Source organism: Micromonospora sp. WMMD956 (assembly GCF_029626125.1).
Classification (GTDB): domain Bacteria; phylum Actinomycetota; class Actinomycetes; order Mycobacteriales; family Micromonosporaceae; genus Micromonospora; species Micromonospora carbonacea.
The window spans coordinates 3,338,053-3,351,987 of sequence record NZ_JARUBI010000005.1 but is presented as its reverse complement, the minus strand read 5'-3'; the positions used below and the strand labels follow the sequence as shown (position 1 = coordinate 3,351,987).

General features: G+C 74.4%; 14 protein-coding genes, 1 pseudogene and 1 riboswitch. Of the genes and pseudogenes, 4 read left to right on the top strand and 11 right to left on the bottom strand.

Annotated features, from left to right (window positions below):
* Positions 1–109 precede the first annotated feature (109 nt).
* A complete protein-coding gene (locus O7628_RS15450) occupies positions 110–2,068 on the bottom strand; it encodes a heavy metal translocating P-type ATPase (protein ID WP_347405236.1) in 1,959 nt (652 codons plus the stop codon).
* Positions 2,069–2,530: 462 nt separating this feature from the next.
* Between O7628_RS15450 and O7628_RS15445 the strand changes: the two genes are divergently transcribed.
* Both O7628_RS15445 and O7628_RS15440 read left to right on the top strand, forming a co-directional pair.
* Positions 2,531–3,967, top strand: coding sequence for a YibE/F family protein (locus O7628_RS15445; RefSeq protein ID WP_278131349.1), 1,437 nt, complete (start codon positions 2,531–2,533; stop codon positions 3,965–3,967).
* A 166-nt stretch (positions 3,968–4,133) separates the two neighbouring features.
* Positions 4,134–4,264, top strand: a riboswitch (cyclic di-AMP (ydaO/yuaA leader).
* 4 nt (positions 4,265–4,268) lie between these two features.
* Positions 4,269–5,294 carry a hypothetical protein gene (locus O7628_RS15440; protein ID WP_178063098.1) on the top strand — a complete coding sequence of 342 codons (1,026 nt, stop codon included), beginning with the start codon at positions 4,269–4,271 and terminating at the stop codon, positions 5,292–5,294.
* A 60-nt stretch (positions 5,295–5,354) separates the two neighbouring features.
* Here the strand turns inward: O7628_RS15440 and O7628_RS15435 are convergent, their stop codons facing one another.
* Complete coding sequence (locus O7628_RS15435) at positions 5,355–6,095, bottom strand: carbonic anhydrase (RefSeq protein WP_278131345.1); 741 nt, start codon at positions 6,093–6,095, stop codon at positions 5,355–5,357.
* Positions 6,096–6,267: 172 nt separating this feature from the next.
* Between O7628_RS15435 and O7628_RS15430 the strand changes: the two are divergent.
* Together O7628_RS15430 and mycP are read left to right on the top strand one after the other, a co-directional pair.
* Positions 6,268–6,576: pseudogene (locus O7628_RS15430) on the top strand (helix-turn-helix domain-containing protein); the annotation flags it as partial.
* Between the two features lie 134 nt (positions 6,577–6,710).
* Positions 6,711–7,907, top strand: coding sequence for a type VII secretion-associated serine protease mycosin (gene mycP, locus O7628_RS15425; RefSeq protein ID WP_278131343.1), 1,197 nt, complete (start codon positions 6,711–6,713; stop codon positions 7,905–7,907).
* A gap of 19 nt (positions 7,908–7,926) precedes the next feature.
* On the opposite strand, the gene O7628_RS15420 is transcribed toward mycP, so the two are convergent.
* The 9 genes from O7628_RS15420 to O7628_RS15380 all read right to left on the bottom strand — a co-directional run bounded on the left by O7628_RS15420 (position 7,927) and on the right by O7628_RS15380 (position 13,864).
* A complete protein-coding gene (locus O7628_RS15420) occupies positions 7,927–9,240 on the bottom strand; it encodes a hypothetical protein (RefSeq protein ID WP_278131341.1) in 1,314 nt (437 codons plus the stop codon).
* 17 nt (positions 9,241–9,257) lie between these two features.
* Positions 9,258–9,797 (bottom strand): hypothetical protein, encoded by a 540-nt coding sequence (locus O7628_RS15415; protein ID WP_278131340.1) that lies wholly within the window; start codon positions 9,795–9,797, stop codon positions 9,258–9,260.
* 37 nt (positions 9,798–9,834) lie between these two features.
* Complete coding sequence (locus tag O7628_RS15410; protein WP_278131339.1) at positions 9,835–11,184, bottom strand: S8 family serine peptidase; 1,350 nt, start codon at positions 11,182–11,184, stop codon at positions 9,835–9,837.
* Between the two features lie 81 nt (positions 11,185–11,265).
* Positions 11,266–11,547 carry a WXG100 family type VII secretion target gene (locus tag O7628_RS15405; RefSeq protein ID WP_074475200.1) on the bottom strand — a complete coding sequence of 94 codons (282 nt, stop codon included), beginning with the start codon at positions 11,545–11,547 and terminating at the stop codon, positions 11,266–11,268.
* A gap of 28 nt (positions 11,548–11,575) precedes the next feature.
* The gene (locus O7628_RS15400; protein ID WP_043961610.1) at positions 11,576–11,884 is read right to left on the bottom strand and encodes a WXG100 family type VII secretion target; all 309 of its coding nucleotides are present in this window, start codon (positions 11,882–11,884) and stop codon (positions 11,576–11,578) included.
* 221 nt (positions 11,885–12,105) lie between these two features.
* Positions 12,106–12,372 carry a hypothetical protein gene (locus tag O7628_RS15395; RefSeq protein ID WP_278131337.1) on the bottom strand — a complete coding sequence of 89 codons (267 nt, stop codon included), beginning with the start codon at positions 12,370–12,372 and terminating at the stop codon, positions 12,106–12,108.
* 3 nt (positions 12,373–12,375) lie between these two features.
* Positions 12,376–13,101 carry a hypothetical protein gene (locus tag O7628_RS15390; protein ID WP_278131335.1) on the bottom strand — a complete coding sequence of 242 codons (726 nt, stop codon included), beginning with the start codon at positions 13,099–13,101 and terminating at the stop codon, positions 12,376–12,378.
* A 31-nt stretch (positions 13,102–13,132) separates the two neighbouring features.
* Positions 13,133–13,426, bottom strand: a complete 294-nt coding sequence (locus O7628_RS15385) for a hypothetical protein (protein WP_074475203.1) — start codon at positions 13,424–13,426, stop codon at positions 13,133–13,135.
* 18 nt (positions 13,427–13,444) lie between these two features.
* The gene (locus O7628_RS15380) at positions 13,445–13,864 is read right to left on the bottom strand and encodes a YbaB/EbfC family nucleoid-associated protein (RefSeq protein ID WP_178067059.1); all 420 of its coding nucleotides are present in this window, start codon (positions 13,862–13,864) and stop codon (positions 13,445–13,447) included.
* Positions 13,865–13,935: the final 71 nt, after the last annotated feature.

Below are 13,935 nucleotides of genomic sequence, written 5' to 3'. Positions count from 1 at the left end.
ACGCCGCCTCGCGGATGCGGGCGCGGAAGGTGACCCGGCACCACGAGCCGGGCCTGTGCCCGGCACTCCACTCACCAACACTCGTTGAGGCCCTCACCCCTGCCCGGCATCAGCAGGGGGTGAGGCGGACCCGGCGGAGCAGTTGGGCGTTCAGCGCCACCACGATCGTGGAGGCCGACATCAGGATCGCCCCGACCGCCGGGCTCAGCGCCACCCCCGCCCAGGCCAGCACCCCGGCGGCCAGCGGCAGGGCCACCACGTTGTAGCCGGCCGCCCAGGCCAGGTTCTGCACCATCTTGCGGTAGGAGGCCCGGGAGAGCCGGGCGACCGCCGCCACCCCGCGCGGGTCGGACGAGGCGAGCACCATCCCGGCGGACTCGATCGCCACGTCCGTGCCGGCCCCGATGGCGATGCCCACGTCGGCGCGGGCCAGCGCCGGGGCGTCGTTGACCCCGTCGCCGACCATCGCCACCGTCAGCCCGCGTCGTTGCAGCTCGGTCACCTTTCCGTCCTTGTCGGCCGGCAGCACCTCCGCGAAGACCTCGTCGACCCCGGGACGGAAGCCGAGGTCGGCGGCGACCGTATCGGCCACCGCCCGGGCATCCCCGGTGATCATCGCGATGGTCCGGATGCCCTGGGCGCGTAGCTCATCGATCGCCTCGCGGGCCTCGGGGCGTACTTCGTCGGCGAGGGCAAGCACGCCCAGCACCGTGCCGGGGAGGCGGACGAGGTGCAGCACGGCGGCCCCCCGCCCCGCCCAGCCGGCGGTGGCCTGCTCCAGCTCGGCGGGAAGGCCCGCGCCCAACTCGCGCAGCAGCGCAGGCCCGCCCACCGCGTATTCCGTGCCGTCGATCGTGGCCCGCACCCCACGGCCCGGCAGGGCGCGGAAGCCGGTGGCGTCCGGGTGCCCGCCGCGCTGCTCGGCGGCGGCGACGATCGCGCGGGCCAGCGGGTGCTCGCTGTCCGCCTCGACGCCGGCGGCCAGCCGCAGCAGCTCGTCCTCGCTGGTGCCCTCGGCGGCCGCGACGCCGGTCACGGCGTGTTCGCCCCGGGTCAGGGTGCCGGTCTTGTCGAACAGCACCACGTCGACGGTGCGCATCCGCTCCAGCGCGAGACGGTCCTTCACCAGGATGCCGGAGCGTGCCGCCACCGCCGTGGACAGCGCGATGACCAGCGGGATCGCGAGCCCCAGCGCGTGCGGGCAGGCGATGACCAGCACCGTGACGGTCCGCACGACGGCCTCGTCGGGGTCGCCCAGGGCGGACCAGACCACAACCGTCAGCACGGCGGTGGCGGTCGCGACGTAGAACAGCCAGGCCGCGAAGCGGTCGGCGAGCACCTGGGCCCGGCCGCTGGAGCGCTGGGCCTCGGCGACCATGCGCTGGATGCCGGCGAGGGTGGTCTCCTCTCCGGTGGCCTGCACCTCGACCCGGATCGCCGAGTCCGTGGCCACCGTGCCCGCCACCACCCGGTCGCCGGCCGACCGGTCGACCGGGCGGGACTCGCCCGTGATCATGGATTCGTCCAGCTCGGCGGCCCCGCCGACGACCCGGCCGTCGGCCGGCACCCGACCGCCGGGCCGGACCAGCAGCACGTCGCCGACGCGCAGCGCGGCCACGGGGACCCGCTCGGTGCCGCCGTCGGGCCCGACCCGCTCCGCGTCGTCGGGCAGCAGCGCGGCCAGCGCCGCGAGGGCGCCCCGGGCCTGGCCGATCGCCTTCATCTCCTGCCAGTGCCCGAGCAGCATGATGGTGACCAGCGCCGCCAGCTCCCACCAGAAGTCCAGGTCGAACGCGCCGGCGCTGGTGGCCAGCGACGCGGCGTACGCCACGCTGATCGCCATCGCGATGAGCAGCATCATGCCCGGTGCCCGGTCGCGCAGCTCCCGGACCGCGCCGACCAGGAACGGCCACCCGCCCCACCAGAAGACCGCCGAGCCGAGCACCGGGCCGACCAGGGCCCGGCCGGGGAACTCCAGCGAGTAGCCGAACCAGTCCATCACCATGTGGCTGGTGACGACGATCGGCAGGGTCAACGCGAGGCAGACCCAGAACCGGCGGCGGAACATCTCCGGGTCGTGCCCGGCGTGCTTGTCGTGCCCGCCGTGCCCGGCGTGGTGGTCGCGCTCGGCATGGATGGCGTGCCCGACCTGGGTGGGGTGCCCGGTGCGATCGGCGTGCGCGTCGTGGGCCATGTCTCCAACATGCCCTGCCGCCCGTCGATCCGGCGGCATGTCGGCCATGTGGCGGTATCACGGCGGCCGGAACACCGCCATGTCGCCGACATGGTGTCGGTCGACCTGCGTTCGCAGGTGAGGGTGGCTACGATTCCGGGCGGTGGGACGCGGGATGCCGCTCCGGACGGCCGGCGGAGCGGTAGACCGGGGCCGACGGAGAGGGAGACCAGGGGCCGGAGGAACGGAAGGCCGGGCGGCGGGAGCCGGGCGTCCGGCGCCGACCGATCGCCCGCCACGCTGAACCGTCCGGGCCGCCGGGCCGTATCCCGCGCTGACACCGTTTGGAGATCGTCGATGGGCGCCGACCACAACCGACCCGCCCCGCCCACCCCGCCGGGGGTGCGGCGGGTCCTCGTCGCGACCGTGGTGCCCCTCTTCGTGATCACCGTGATCGCGGCGGTCGTCCTGTGGCCCCGCGCCGGCGGCCCGGAGGTCGACGGCGGTTCGCCGGTGCCCCGCTACCACGGCACGGTGACCCGGGTGGTCACCGAGGAGTGCCCGCCGCAGCCCGAGACGCCGGAGGGCGGCGGGCCGGGCGTCGCGGACGGCCCGTGCGGCACCGTGACCGTCCGGGTGGAGCAGGGGCCGGACGCCGGGCGGCAGGTCGAGACGCCGGTCCCGACCGGCCCGGGCGCGCCCACCGTCGCCGTCGACGACCGGATCGTGCTGGTGAAACTCACCGATCCGGCGGACCCGACCGCGAGCGCCTACAACATCGCCGAGCACCAGCGTGGCGCCCCGCTGATCTGGCTGGCGGTGGTGTTCGCGCTGGCGATCGTCGCGTTCGGCCGCTGGCGGGGGGTGGCCGCCCTCGCCGGGCTCGCCGCCACCTTCGCCATCCTGCTGACCTTCGTGCTGCCCGGCATCGGCGCGGGCGGGTCGCCGCTGCCGATCGCCGTCGTCGGCTCCGCGCTGATCATGTTCGTGGTGCTGTACCTCACCCACGGGGTCACCGCGCAGACGTCGGTGGCCGTCCTCGGCACCCTCGGCAGCCTGGTGCTCACCGGCCTGCTGGGCACGCTGGCCACGGCCGCCACCCACCTCACCGGGTACGGCAGCGAGGACGCGACCACCCTGTCGATGTTCCGGGGCGACGTGGACCTGCACGGCCTGCTCCTGGCCGGCATCATCATCGGGTCGCTCGGGGTGCTCGACGACGTCACCGTGACCCAGGCGGCCACCGTCACCGAGCTGGCGCACGCCAACCCGGGGCTGTCCCGGTTGCAGCTCTACCGGGCGGCCACCCGCGTCGGCCGGGCGCACATCGCCTCCACGGTCAACACGATCGTGCTGGCGTACGCGGGCGCGTCGCTGCCGCTGCTGCTCCTGCTCACCGCCGACTCCCGCCCCGTGACCGAGATCCTGACCAGCGAGTTCCTCGCCCAGGAGATCGTCCGCAGCGCGGTCGCCACGCTGGGTCTGATCGCCGCCGTGCCGCTCACCACCGGGCTGGCCGCCGTGGTCACGGCGGCAGGGCGCACGGCAGCGGGTCCCACGACGGCGGGACCCACGGCGGGGCACGGGGCCGCGCCCCGGACCCGCCAGGCGGGCGGCGGGGACGTGCCGGCGGCGCGTACCCACGGGGGCGGGCGGCGGACCGCGGACCGCGATCTCGCGCTGGAGGCGCTCGGCGGCGGCCGGGCGGCCGAGGGATTCCCCGACGACCACGCCCCCACCCACCCCCCGGCCGGACGGCCGCACCGAGAAGGAGGCACGGAGACCGCATGGTGACACTGCGCAGCGTGACCGGCGGCGGCATCCGCCCTGAGAAGCGCATCACTGATTACCGACGGCGATTACGAAATGACGCTTTTAGTCGGCATCCGGACGTAGCTCCCCGCATGTGCTCTCGGGTAACCTCGCTGCCGGTCACCGCCGAAGGCGCGAAGCGGCGCCTGCGGTGCCGCCGCCCAATCGCCGCGAGGCGAGCCGGGGAACCAGGTGCCCGGGGTGAATCCGCGCGAGCGGTAGGGGCCGCTTCCGCCCCGAACCCGTCAGCTAACCCGGTCGGCGGTCGATGGAAGGGAACACTGTGACGGCACCCCTGCACCGCTGGTTGACACCCGTGGTGGCCGTGCTCGCTGCCCTGGCGGTCGTCGCCGGGCCGGCCGCCCCGGCGCTCGCCCTGCCCGCCGCTGCCCCCCAGCCCTCGGGGCACGAGGAGGACGACGAGCCCCAGCTCATCACCGACGTGATCGAGGCGACGAACCGGGACTACGTCCAGGCCAAGTCGAAGCTCGAAAAGTCCAAGAAGCGCCAGGCCCAGCTCGCCGACGAGGTGCGGAAGGCCCAGGAGGAGCTGGACGCGCTCGCGCCGCAGGTCGGCGAGATGGCCGCGCAGTCGTACCGGACCGGGCGGGTCGGTGCGATGGCGATGCTGCTGGAGAGCAACAGCCCGGACTCGTTTGTCAAGCGCGCCTCCGCCCTCGACGAGCTGAACATGGTCAACGCCAACAAGCTGGCCGAGGTCAGCGCGGCGAAGAACCGCGCCGAGCAGGCCAAGCTCGCGCTCGACGCCGAGGTGCGCGAGCAGCAGAAGCAGGCGTCGGTCATGGCGAAGAAGAAGCACGACGCCGAGAAGGCGCTCGCGCTGGTCGGCGGCAAGGGCTTCACCGGCGGCCTGGTCAACGCCACGTCCCCGGTCGCGCGGATCGCGCCGGGCCGGACGTCGGACGGCACCTGGCGGCCGGAGTCGTGCAGCGAGAACGACCCCACCACCTCCGGCTGCGTGACGCCCCGCACGCTGCACGCCTACAAGGAGGTCAAGCGGGCCGGCTTCAACCGGTTCGTGGGCTGCTACCGGCCGGGCGGGCCGTGGGAGCACCCCAAGGGTCGGGCCTGCGACTGGTCGCTCCAGAACAGCGGCTTCTCCCCCTGGCACAACAACGACACCCGGATGTACGGCAACAACCTCGCCGCGTTCCTCATCCGCAACGCCGACCGGCTCGGCATCTACTACGTCATCTGGAACCGGCAGATCTGGTTCCCGGCGAACGGCTGGAGTTCCTACAGCGGACCGTCCAACCACACCGACCACGTGCACATGTCGCTGCTCTGACGCGGCGCGCCGCGCACGACGAGAGGGGCCGTCCCGCTACGGGGCGGCCCCTCTCGCGTCTCAGGCGGCGGCGGCCGCCGGGGTGGGGTCCGTGGCCATGGCGGCCGGCACGGCGGCCACCGTCCGCACCCCGCCGGCACTGAGCCGGTACGACATCCCGACTACCGCGCACCGGCCCGCGTCGACCTCGGCGGCCAGCACGGGCGACCGGTCGAGCATCGCCTCGACCGTGCACGCGATGTGGATGTCGACGATCTCGTCGATGCTCTCGACGCCCCGCTCGGCGGCCCGGTGCAGGCTGGGCACCACGGCGTCGACCACGGCCCGCAGGTTTCCGGCGGGCTCGCTGCCGGTGCCGGTCGCCGCCTTGGCCGCCTGCACCGCCCCGCAGGAGTCGTGGCCGAGCACCACCACCAGGGGGGTGCCCAGCACGGTCACGGCGTACTCGACGCTGCCCAGCACCTCGGGGCCGACGGTGTGCCCGGCGGTGCGCACCACGAAGAGGTCACCCAGGCCGCGGTCGAAGATGATCTCGGCGGCGAGGCGGGAGTCGGAGCAGCCGACGATCACCGCGAACGGGTTCTGGCCGTCGGCGACGGCCGCCCGGTGACCGGCGTCCTGGTTGGGGTGGCGCGGCGTCCCGGTGACGAAGCGGTGGTTGCCGGCGTGCAGCTCGGCGAGGGCCCGGGCCGGGGTGCAGCGAGCACCCGGGGTGCCCGGTTCGCCCGGTCGCCCGACGGACGTGCGGGGATCGAGCTGCCCGGAGCCCGCCTGAGCCATCGACATGCTGGACTGCTCCATGCCCCATCACCTCGTCATTCACGCGCACGACCAGTTCCCCCACGGTCACACGCAGCAAAAGGCACGTCAAGCGTTACGTGATACACATTTCCTGCGTTGGGAAGGGGTTGCGCAGGCCCGCGCCTCGGTCCGCGCAGGCCCAGGAGCGTGGGCGTCGTCGCCGAGCCCTAACATGTCGGACATGGCGACGACAGCAGGCGGGAACGGGAGCACCCGGAACTGGACGTTCCTCACCAACCACGGTCACGTCCTGCTCGCCATCGCCCGCAACCCGACCGCCCGGCTGCGGGACGTCGCGGACGAGGTGGGCGTGACCGAGCGTGCGGCCCAGGCGATCGTGGCCGACCTGGAGGCCGGCGGCTACCTGCGGCGGACCCGGGTCGGCCGGCGCAACGAATACACGGTCAACCCCAGCGGCCACTTCCGCCACCCGGCCGAGGCGGACCGCCAGGTCGGCGACCTGCTCGCCCTCTTCACCACCGAGCAGGCCGAACGGCGCACCCCGGACCAGGCCGAACGACAGGCCCCGGACCAGGCCGAACGGCGCACCCCGGACCAAGCCGGGCGGCAGGCCCCAGGCGGGCACGCCCCGGGCCAGGCCGGGCGGGACGCCGGGTGACCGGGCGGGCCGGGCTGCGGCGGGTCGCGCCGCCCGCGCTGGCGGCGCTGCTCGCCGCCGCCGTCGTGCCGCCCGCCCCGGCGTCGGCCGCCCCGACCTGCGGGCCGATCGGGAACCCCGCGCCCACCGAGGCGCCCTGGGCGCTGACCCGGCTCGACCCGGCCTCGGCCTGGCGGGTCACCCGGGGCGAGGGCGTCACCGTGGCGGTCGTCGACTCCGGCGTGTCGGCCACCCACCCGCTGCTACGCGGCCAGGTGCGCCCCGGCCGGGACTTCAACGCGCTGCCCAGCAACGCGGGGCAGTGCGACGCGGCCGGGCACGGCACGATCGTCGCCGGCATCATCGCCGGCCGGGAGGGCACCGGCTCGCCGTTCACCGGCATCGCGCCGGCCGCCCGGATCCTGCCCGTACGCGTGCTGCCGGACACCCGGCGCACCAACGACGAGGGCCTGCCGGCACAGATCGGCCTGGCCATCCGCTGGGCCGTCGACCAGGGCGCCGACGTGATCAACCTGTCCCTGGTCACCCTGCCCCGCCCGGAGCTGGCCGCCGCCGTCGAGTACGCCCTCGCCAAGGGCGTCGTCGTGGTGGCCGCCGCCGGCAACCGTCAGGAGCAGCAGCAGGACCTGCCGGCCTACCCGGCGGCGTATCCCGGGGTCATCGCCGTGGCCGGCGTCGACGCGCAGGGCGGCCACGTCGGCAGCTCGGTCAGCGGGGACTACGTGGACATCGCCGCCCCGGGGCTGGACATCATCGGCCCCGCGCCCCGGGGGCAGGGCTACCTCGCCGAGCCGCAGGGCGGCACGAGCTTCGCCGCCGCGTACGTCTCGGGGGTGGCCGCGCTGGTCCGCGCCGCGCATCCGGATCTCACGCCGGACGGGGTGGCCTACCGGCTCACCCGCACGGCGGACAACCCGCCGGACGGGCACAACGCCGAGGTCGGGTACGGGGTGGTGAACCCCTACCGGGCGGTGACCAGCGTGCTCGGCACGCGCAGCGACCCGCCGCCCGGGGCGCTGGCCGCGCCCGCCCCGCCGCGCGACCCGCTGGGCTGGCAGCGGGCCGTGGCGGTCTGGGTGGCGGCGGTCGGCGCGGTCCTGGCCGGCGCGCTGCTGGCCGTCAGGCCGATCCTGGCCCGGGGACGGCGTCGGGGGTGGCGGCCGGGCCGCCGCCCCACCACCGTCGAAAGCTGACCCCGGCCGCGCCGCAGCGTCAGCGCAGGATGCCGGGGGTGGCGTCGCCGCCCGCGCCCCAGACGTCCTCGTCCTCCTCCAGCCAGGTGTTGCGCACCTGCTCCTCCTCGCCGTAGCCGGCCCCGCCCGCCGCACCGGCCAGGCCGCCCCGCCCGGCCGTCGCGCCGCCCGGCCGGCCGGCGCCCGCCGCGCCCCGGCCGCCCGCGCCCCGGGCACCGGCGCCGCCGGCCGCGCCGGGGGCCACCATGCCGCCCATGCCCGGCTTGCCCGCGCCCAGCCGACCGCCCGCGCCCCGGCCCGCGGCCCGGCCCGCGCCGGCCGCGCCGCCGCCGAGCATCGGCGGCAGCCCCGGGCTGACCGTCTTGCCGAGCGCACCGCCGCCGGGAATGCCGCCGCCCGCGCCGCCGGTCGACAGGCCCGCGCCGCTGCCGCCGCCCAGCCCGCCCCCGCCGAGGCCGGTGGTGGCCGGCCCGCCGGCACCGGCCAGGCCCGTCCCGTAGTCGTCGTCCAGCCCGCCCGGGTCCACGGACCCGGTGTCGGGAAGGTCGGCGACGGGGGTGAGGTCCGGGTGGGTCGTCGACCCGAAGTCGGGCTTGCCGTCGCCGACCTCCGGCAGGGTGCCGATGCCGCCCGGGGAACCGCCGCCGACGCCGCCGGTCGACGGCATGCCGCCCACCGACGGGACCCCACCGACGCCACCGGCGCCCGGGCCGCCGCCGAGGTCCGGCACCTCCGTGGGGCCCGTGCTCAGGCTGCTGGGGGTCACCGAGCCCGGCGCCTCCATCGTGCGGTCCCTGAAGTTGCCGTTGACCTCGTCGTAGACCTTGCGGGCGTCGCCCTCCTGGTCGGAGAACCAGCCCGTGACCCAGTCGCCCACCTTGCCGAGCTGCTCGACGGGCCAGCTGCCCATGACCTCCGCCGTGACCCGGGTCTCGAACAGCCCCACCCCGAGGGTGATCTCGCCGTTGCGGGCCGCCAGGACGTCACCGACGCAGGCCGCCGGGATCGGCATCTTGTTCTGGGCGTCCTCCAGCTGGCTGGCGGCCGTCTCCAGGGTGGTCACGATGCTGACCTTGCCCCGCCCCGGGTTGTCGATGTCGTCGACCATCGACTTGGCGTTCTTGGCGAGCCCCTCGATGTGCGTCTTGAACGCCTCGTAGGCCGGGCCCTTCCAGACCACGCCGAGGTCCTTGACGTTCTTCTCCAGGCTCTCCCGGACCTGATCGACGTTCTTGATCAGCTCCTTCCAGCCCAGCGCGGCGCTCTGCACGTCGGCCGGGCGGCCGTCGACGAGCACCTCCCGGGCCATGTCCTCCCAGCTCTTGTCGCCCACGTTCCGCTCCCGTCGATCTAGCTGCCGCCGCGGGCGGCGTCGGTGAAGGCCTGCTGCATCTCCTGCGCGGTCATCTCGTTGGCCCCCTCGGCGGTCTCGTAGTTGCGCTTCACGGTGCGCAGCGCCTCGGCCGCCGAGTAGAGGTTCTCCGAGAGGGTGCGCAGCCCGCTCTCGGTGCCGCTGTAGACCTGCTGGTGCCGCTGGGCGAGTTGCAGGGCGTACGGGAAGCCACCGAGCGGCCCCTTGCCGGCGACGGCCTCGCCGCCGCCGAGCTTGTCGGAGATGTCGGCCATCTCGTAGGAGAGCCGGTTGAGGTAGCTGGCGTGCGTCTCCAGCCAGGTGATCGCGGAGTCGAGGCTGCCGGCGTCCCACTCCGTCTCGACGCCCTTCTCGCCCTCGCCGGCGACCAGCCCGCTCGGCGTCTCGGCCTGGTCGACGCCGGTGCGGTCGAAGCTGATCCCCCGGATGTCGACCATCCCCGGGTAGGCCGCGTTGACCGGCAGCGGCACGGGCAGGTCGATCTCCACCCGGTCCGGATCGTGCTGTTCGTCGCTCATGATGCCCCTCCCTGGCCCCGTTCCTCAGGTGTCGGTGTCAGCGCGGCTGCGGCCCCGCCGGGCCGGGCGGCCGTGCCTGCGGCGGCGGCCCCGGCGGGTACGGCCCGGGCGGGTGCGGCGGTGGGACGCCGAGCGGTGGCCCCGGCGGATACGGCCCGGACGCGTAGGGCCCCGGCGGGTGCGGGCCGGGCGGGACACGGCGGCGCGCCGCCCGGCGGTTGACCACGACCAGCCCCACCACCAGCGCGCCGGCCAGGAGCACCACGAGCAGGCAGAGCGCCAGCCGGAACGGGGCGTTGTCGCCCAGGCTCACGGAGACCGCCGGCCGCCCGTCGGCGGGGTCGTCGCCGTCGTCGGTCGCGGCGGGGCCGCCCGGCTTCGCGGACGCGCTGGTCAGCAGCGGGTTGCCGGTCACCTCGGGCACGGCGGCGGTCAGCGCGGCCAGCACGTCGACGCCGCCGAAGCCGTACTCCGGGTCGCGGCCCGGGGCGCCCCGGTCCCGCGCGGTGCGGATCAGCCGGTTGACCACGTTGGCGGCGTCGAGCCGCGGATAGCGGGACCGCACCAGCGCGGCGACCCCGGAGACGATCGCCGACGCGTTGCTGCTGCCGTCGCCCACGCCGTAGCCGTTCGGCGACACCGGCGGCGGCACCGTGCTGATGATCCGTTCCCCGGGCGCGGCGATCCCCACCTCCGGGCCCGTGACCGACCCGCTCCACCGCGAGCCGTTCTTCCCGGTGCCCGCGACCGCGAGCACGCCGGGGACGTTGGCCGGCGTCGGCACGCCCTGGCTGGCGGCGCGGTTGCCGGCGGCGGCCACCAGCACCGCGCCCTTGCCGAGAGCGTATTCGACGGCCTCGGTGACCTGGGGGTCGTCGCCAGGGGTGCCGACGGACAGGTTGATCACGCCTGCTCCGGCGTCGGCCGCCCAGCGGATGCCGCCCGCGATGTCCCACTCGCGCGGCTCGCCGAGGGCTACCGGCAGGATCTTCGCCTCCGGGGCGATGCCGAGCAGCCGCATGGACCCGCCGCCCCGGCCGGCGATGATGCCGGCCATCGCGGTGCCGTGGCCCTTCTCGCGGTCCGGGTCGGCCTGGCCGTCGGCCCGCACCCCGCTGGACCGCGAGGTGCCCCTCAGGACCTGCCCCCGCAGGTCGGGGTGGGCGGCGTAGACCCCGCCGTCGATCACCGCGACCGTGACGCCCGCGCCCCTGGTCAGCTTGTGCGCCTCGGGGATGCGCAGCGTGTCGAGGTGCCACTGGAGGCCGCGCACCGTGTCGGCCGCGCGCGCCGGGGCGGGCGCGGTCAGCAGGCCGCCGGCGACGGCGGCCAGCGCCAGCATGGCGGCGGACCGCCGCAGCGGTCGCCGGTGTCCCCCCGTGTGCATCTTCTCCCCCGGCCCTCGTCGACCGTCACGCAGAACGGCTCCGGGCCGGTCGAGCCGGACCGGAGCCGCGTCGGCGTCAGCTCAGCTGTTCCACACCCGGGAGTTGCTCATCTCCGTGGTGACGTAGTTCTCGCGGGCGATGCCGACCGCGCCACCGATGTCGTTCAGGATCTTGTTGATGTCCCGGACGGCGGCGTCCCACTGCGCCTGGTGCTGCTCGTAGGCGGTGCGGTCCTCGCCTTCCCAGTGCAGCTTGCTCAGCATGGAGCGCAGCGTGTCGAGCTTCTCGTCGATGGTCCGCGAGATCGCGGTCATCTGCTGGTGGCTGCTTTCGAGGACCGCGTAGTCAACCTTGATGCTCATGATTTCCTCCCCTACGCCTGGCTGCCGGTCACGGGTTCAGCGCAGCGTGGAACTTGTCCAGCATCTGCTGCTGCTCCTCGTCGTTGACCTGGTGGGTCGTGCCGGACTTGTCGAGCAGGTCGGCGATGTTGTCCATCGCGGTCAGCAGCTTGGCGGTGTCCTCGTTCCACCGCAGCATGAGCTGCTGGAAGCCGGAGGAAGCCTGCCCCTTCCAGGCCATCGCCAGGTCGTCGACCACGTTCCACAGCTTCTTCAGCTCACCGTCGACATCGCCGCGCGTGGACCGCACGTCATTCGCCGCGGTATGCAGAGTCGATGCGTCGACCTCGAACGCCATGCTTCACACCCTTCCGTCATCGTTGTGGCGGCGGAACTCTGCCGCGCCCCTCCCCCGTGGCAAGGCGACCAACCCCACCGACGGACATTCAGGATGCACCGTAACCGACCTCGTCCAACCCGCGCAGCCCTGCCGCGGCGTCGTGGCCGCCCGAACAGGGTCTCCCCGGAGGGATCGCCCCAGCGCGGACCGTCCCCAGCGGACCCGGGTCGCGCCCCGGCTCAGGAGGGCCGACGGTACGACCGCACATGCAGCGCCACGCCGAACACCAGCAGCGCGGCCAGCAGCACCACGGCCGCCCAGAGCACCGGCTTCTCCAGGGCCCGGTCCAGCACCACCGGCAGCAGCGCGGCGATGCCGACGAGGACCGTCGCCTCGCTGGCCCGCTTCGCCCAGGTCGCCCGCGTGAGCTGCGCGACCAGCCCCAACACGAGGAAGACCGGGATGGTGACCAGGGCCAACACGAAGAGCGTCACCACGTCGCCCACCTCTCACTGGTAGAAGTTGGAATCCTTGACCCAGTCGATCTTGATGTCCTTGATGTCGGGGTCGGTGCCGGTGGCCGCCCAGCCCGGGCGGGAGTCCGACACGAAGGCGAACCGGTTGTTGTGCTGGAACCCCGCCATCACGGTGGTGAACAGCGCGCTGATGTCGCCGAAGACCAGGGCGAGGATCGCCACGCTCACGGTCAGCCCGGCCACCCCGATCGCCTCGGCGATGGGGGCGGTCGGCGGGAACGCCTGGAGGGCGACCGACGCGATCACCGCGATCAGGATCGGGATCAGCGCCTCGACCAGCGCGTCGACGGCGTCGTTGAAGGCGTCCCGGGCGGCGGTGAGGCTCTCCTTGTTGGCGTTGAACGCCTCGGCCAGCGAGTTGATCTCCGCGCCCAACTTCCGGAGGAACAGCTCGAACGCGTCCCGGTCGTCGAAGTCCCACTCCTCCGCGGACGGCGGCACCTCGCCCAGGGCCGCGCCGAACTGGTCCGCGCCGAGCAGGCGGGCGGCGTCGCCCCACTCCTTGATGGACTTGTTGACCTCGTCGTTGTCGAACGTCTCCAGATAGGCGATCATCACGCCCAGGAAGCCCGCGCCGACCAGCCACATCCAGTTGGCCCGGGCCGCCGGGAGCAGGCCCCGCACCGGGGCCGTCGTCGCGGCGACCGTGTGCGTGCCGGTCACCGCGCCGGACGCGTTGGCGATCAGGATCTCCGTCATCGGTGCTGCCCCCCGTCGCGCCCCCGGCCGGTCACTTGACCACCCAGGGCTGATCCGACTTCTCCCAGTTGTTGGCGGTCTGTTCGAGCTGCTGGGCCGCCCGGTGCAGGTGCTCGATGCCGGTCTTCACGTTTTCCAGGTGGCCGTCGACCGAGGCGTTGTGCGCCTCGACGGTCGCGCCGCCGAAGAGGGTCAGCGACCCACCCGGCAGCTTCACGCTCTCCAGCAGCGACTGCACGTTGCGCAGGTACTGGATCGGGCCGTCCGGGGCGTCGAGCTTCTGGCCCGCCCTGCGGATCGCGTCGACGTCGACCGTGTTCGCCATCGTGTCCCCCTGCCGGACTCAGCGGCGCAGGCCGCGGAACGGGTCGCCCAGGTCCACCCCGAACCGGCGGAACCAGTCCTCGGGCGTCAGCGTGCCGGCCTGGGCCTGCCGGACCAGCTCGGAGCCGCCGAGCATCTCGGTGAGCAGCTCCTGCTGGTGCTCGCCGAAGGCCGCGTACGCCGCGTCGATCGCCGCCTGGAGCGACTCCGCGAGGGAGAAGCTGTCCAGCCGCATCGCCCGCGCGTTGATCTCGATGTCGCCGACCTTCATCTCGCCGTCGACCGTGACGCTGACCAGGCCGTCCGGGCTCTCCCCGGTCACCCGCAGCTCGGCGCGCTGCCGCTGGAACTCGGCCAGCCGACGCTGCTGCTCCTGCGCCTGACGCAGCATGCTCTCGACGGCGCCGTTGAGGCCGCCGTATCCCCCCGAGGTGCTCACCACGGTCCCTTCTGCACAACCGACGATCGGCCCGACGCTACCGGACCGGGGCACCCGGCGTCCGTCCCCGG

What these genes read in the sequence shown, in the direction of transcription:
- O7628_RS15450 (WP_347405236.1), bottom strand. Translation starts at nt 2,068, where the DNA reads ATGTTCCGCCGCCGGTTCTGGGTCTGCCTCGCGTTGACCCTGCCGATC.
- O7628_RS15445 (WP_278131349.1), top strand. Translation starts at nt 2,531, where the DNA reads ATGGGCGCCGACCACAACCGACCCGCCCCGCCCACCCCGCCGGGGGTG.
- O7628_RS15435 (WP_278131345.1), bottom strand. Translation starts at nt 6,095, where the DNA reads ATGGAGCAGTCCAGCATGTCGATGGCTCAGGCGGGCTCCGGGCAGCTC.
- O7628_RS15415 (WP_278131340.1), bottom strand. Translation starts at nt 9,797, where the DNA reads ATGAGCGACGAACAGCACGATCCGGACCGGGTGGAGATCGACCTGCCC.
- O7628_RS15410 (WP_278131339.1), bottom strand. Translation starts at nt 11,184, where the DNA reads ATGCACACGGGGGGACACCGGCGACCGCTGCGGCGGTCCGCCGCCATG.
- O7628_RS15405 (WP_074475200.1), bottom strand. Translation starts at nt 11,547, where the DNA reads ATGAGCATCAAGGTTGACTACGCGGTCCTCGAAAGCAGCCACCAGCAG.
- O7628_RS15400 (WP_043961610.1), bottom strand. Translation starts at nt 11,884, where the DNA reads ATGGCGTTCGAGGTCGACGCATCGACTCTGCATACCGCGGCGAATGAC.
- O7628_RS15390 (WP_278131335.1), bottom strand. Translation starts at nt 13,101, where the DNA reads ATGACGGAGATCCTGATCGCCAACGCGTCCGGCGCGGTGACCGGCACG.
- O7628_RS15385 (WP_074475203.1), bottom strand. Translation starts at nt 13,426, where the DNA reads ATGGCGAACACGGTCGACGTCGACGCGATCCGCAGGGCGGGCCAGAAG.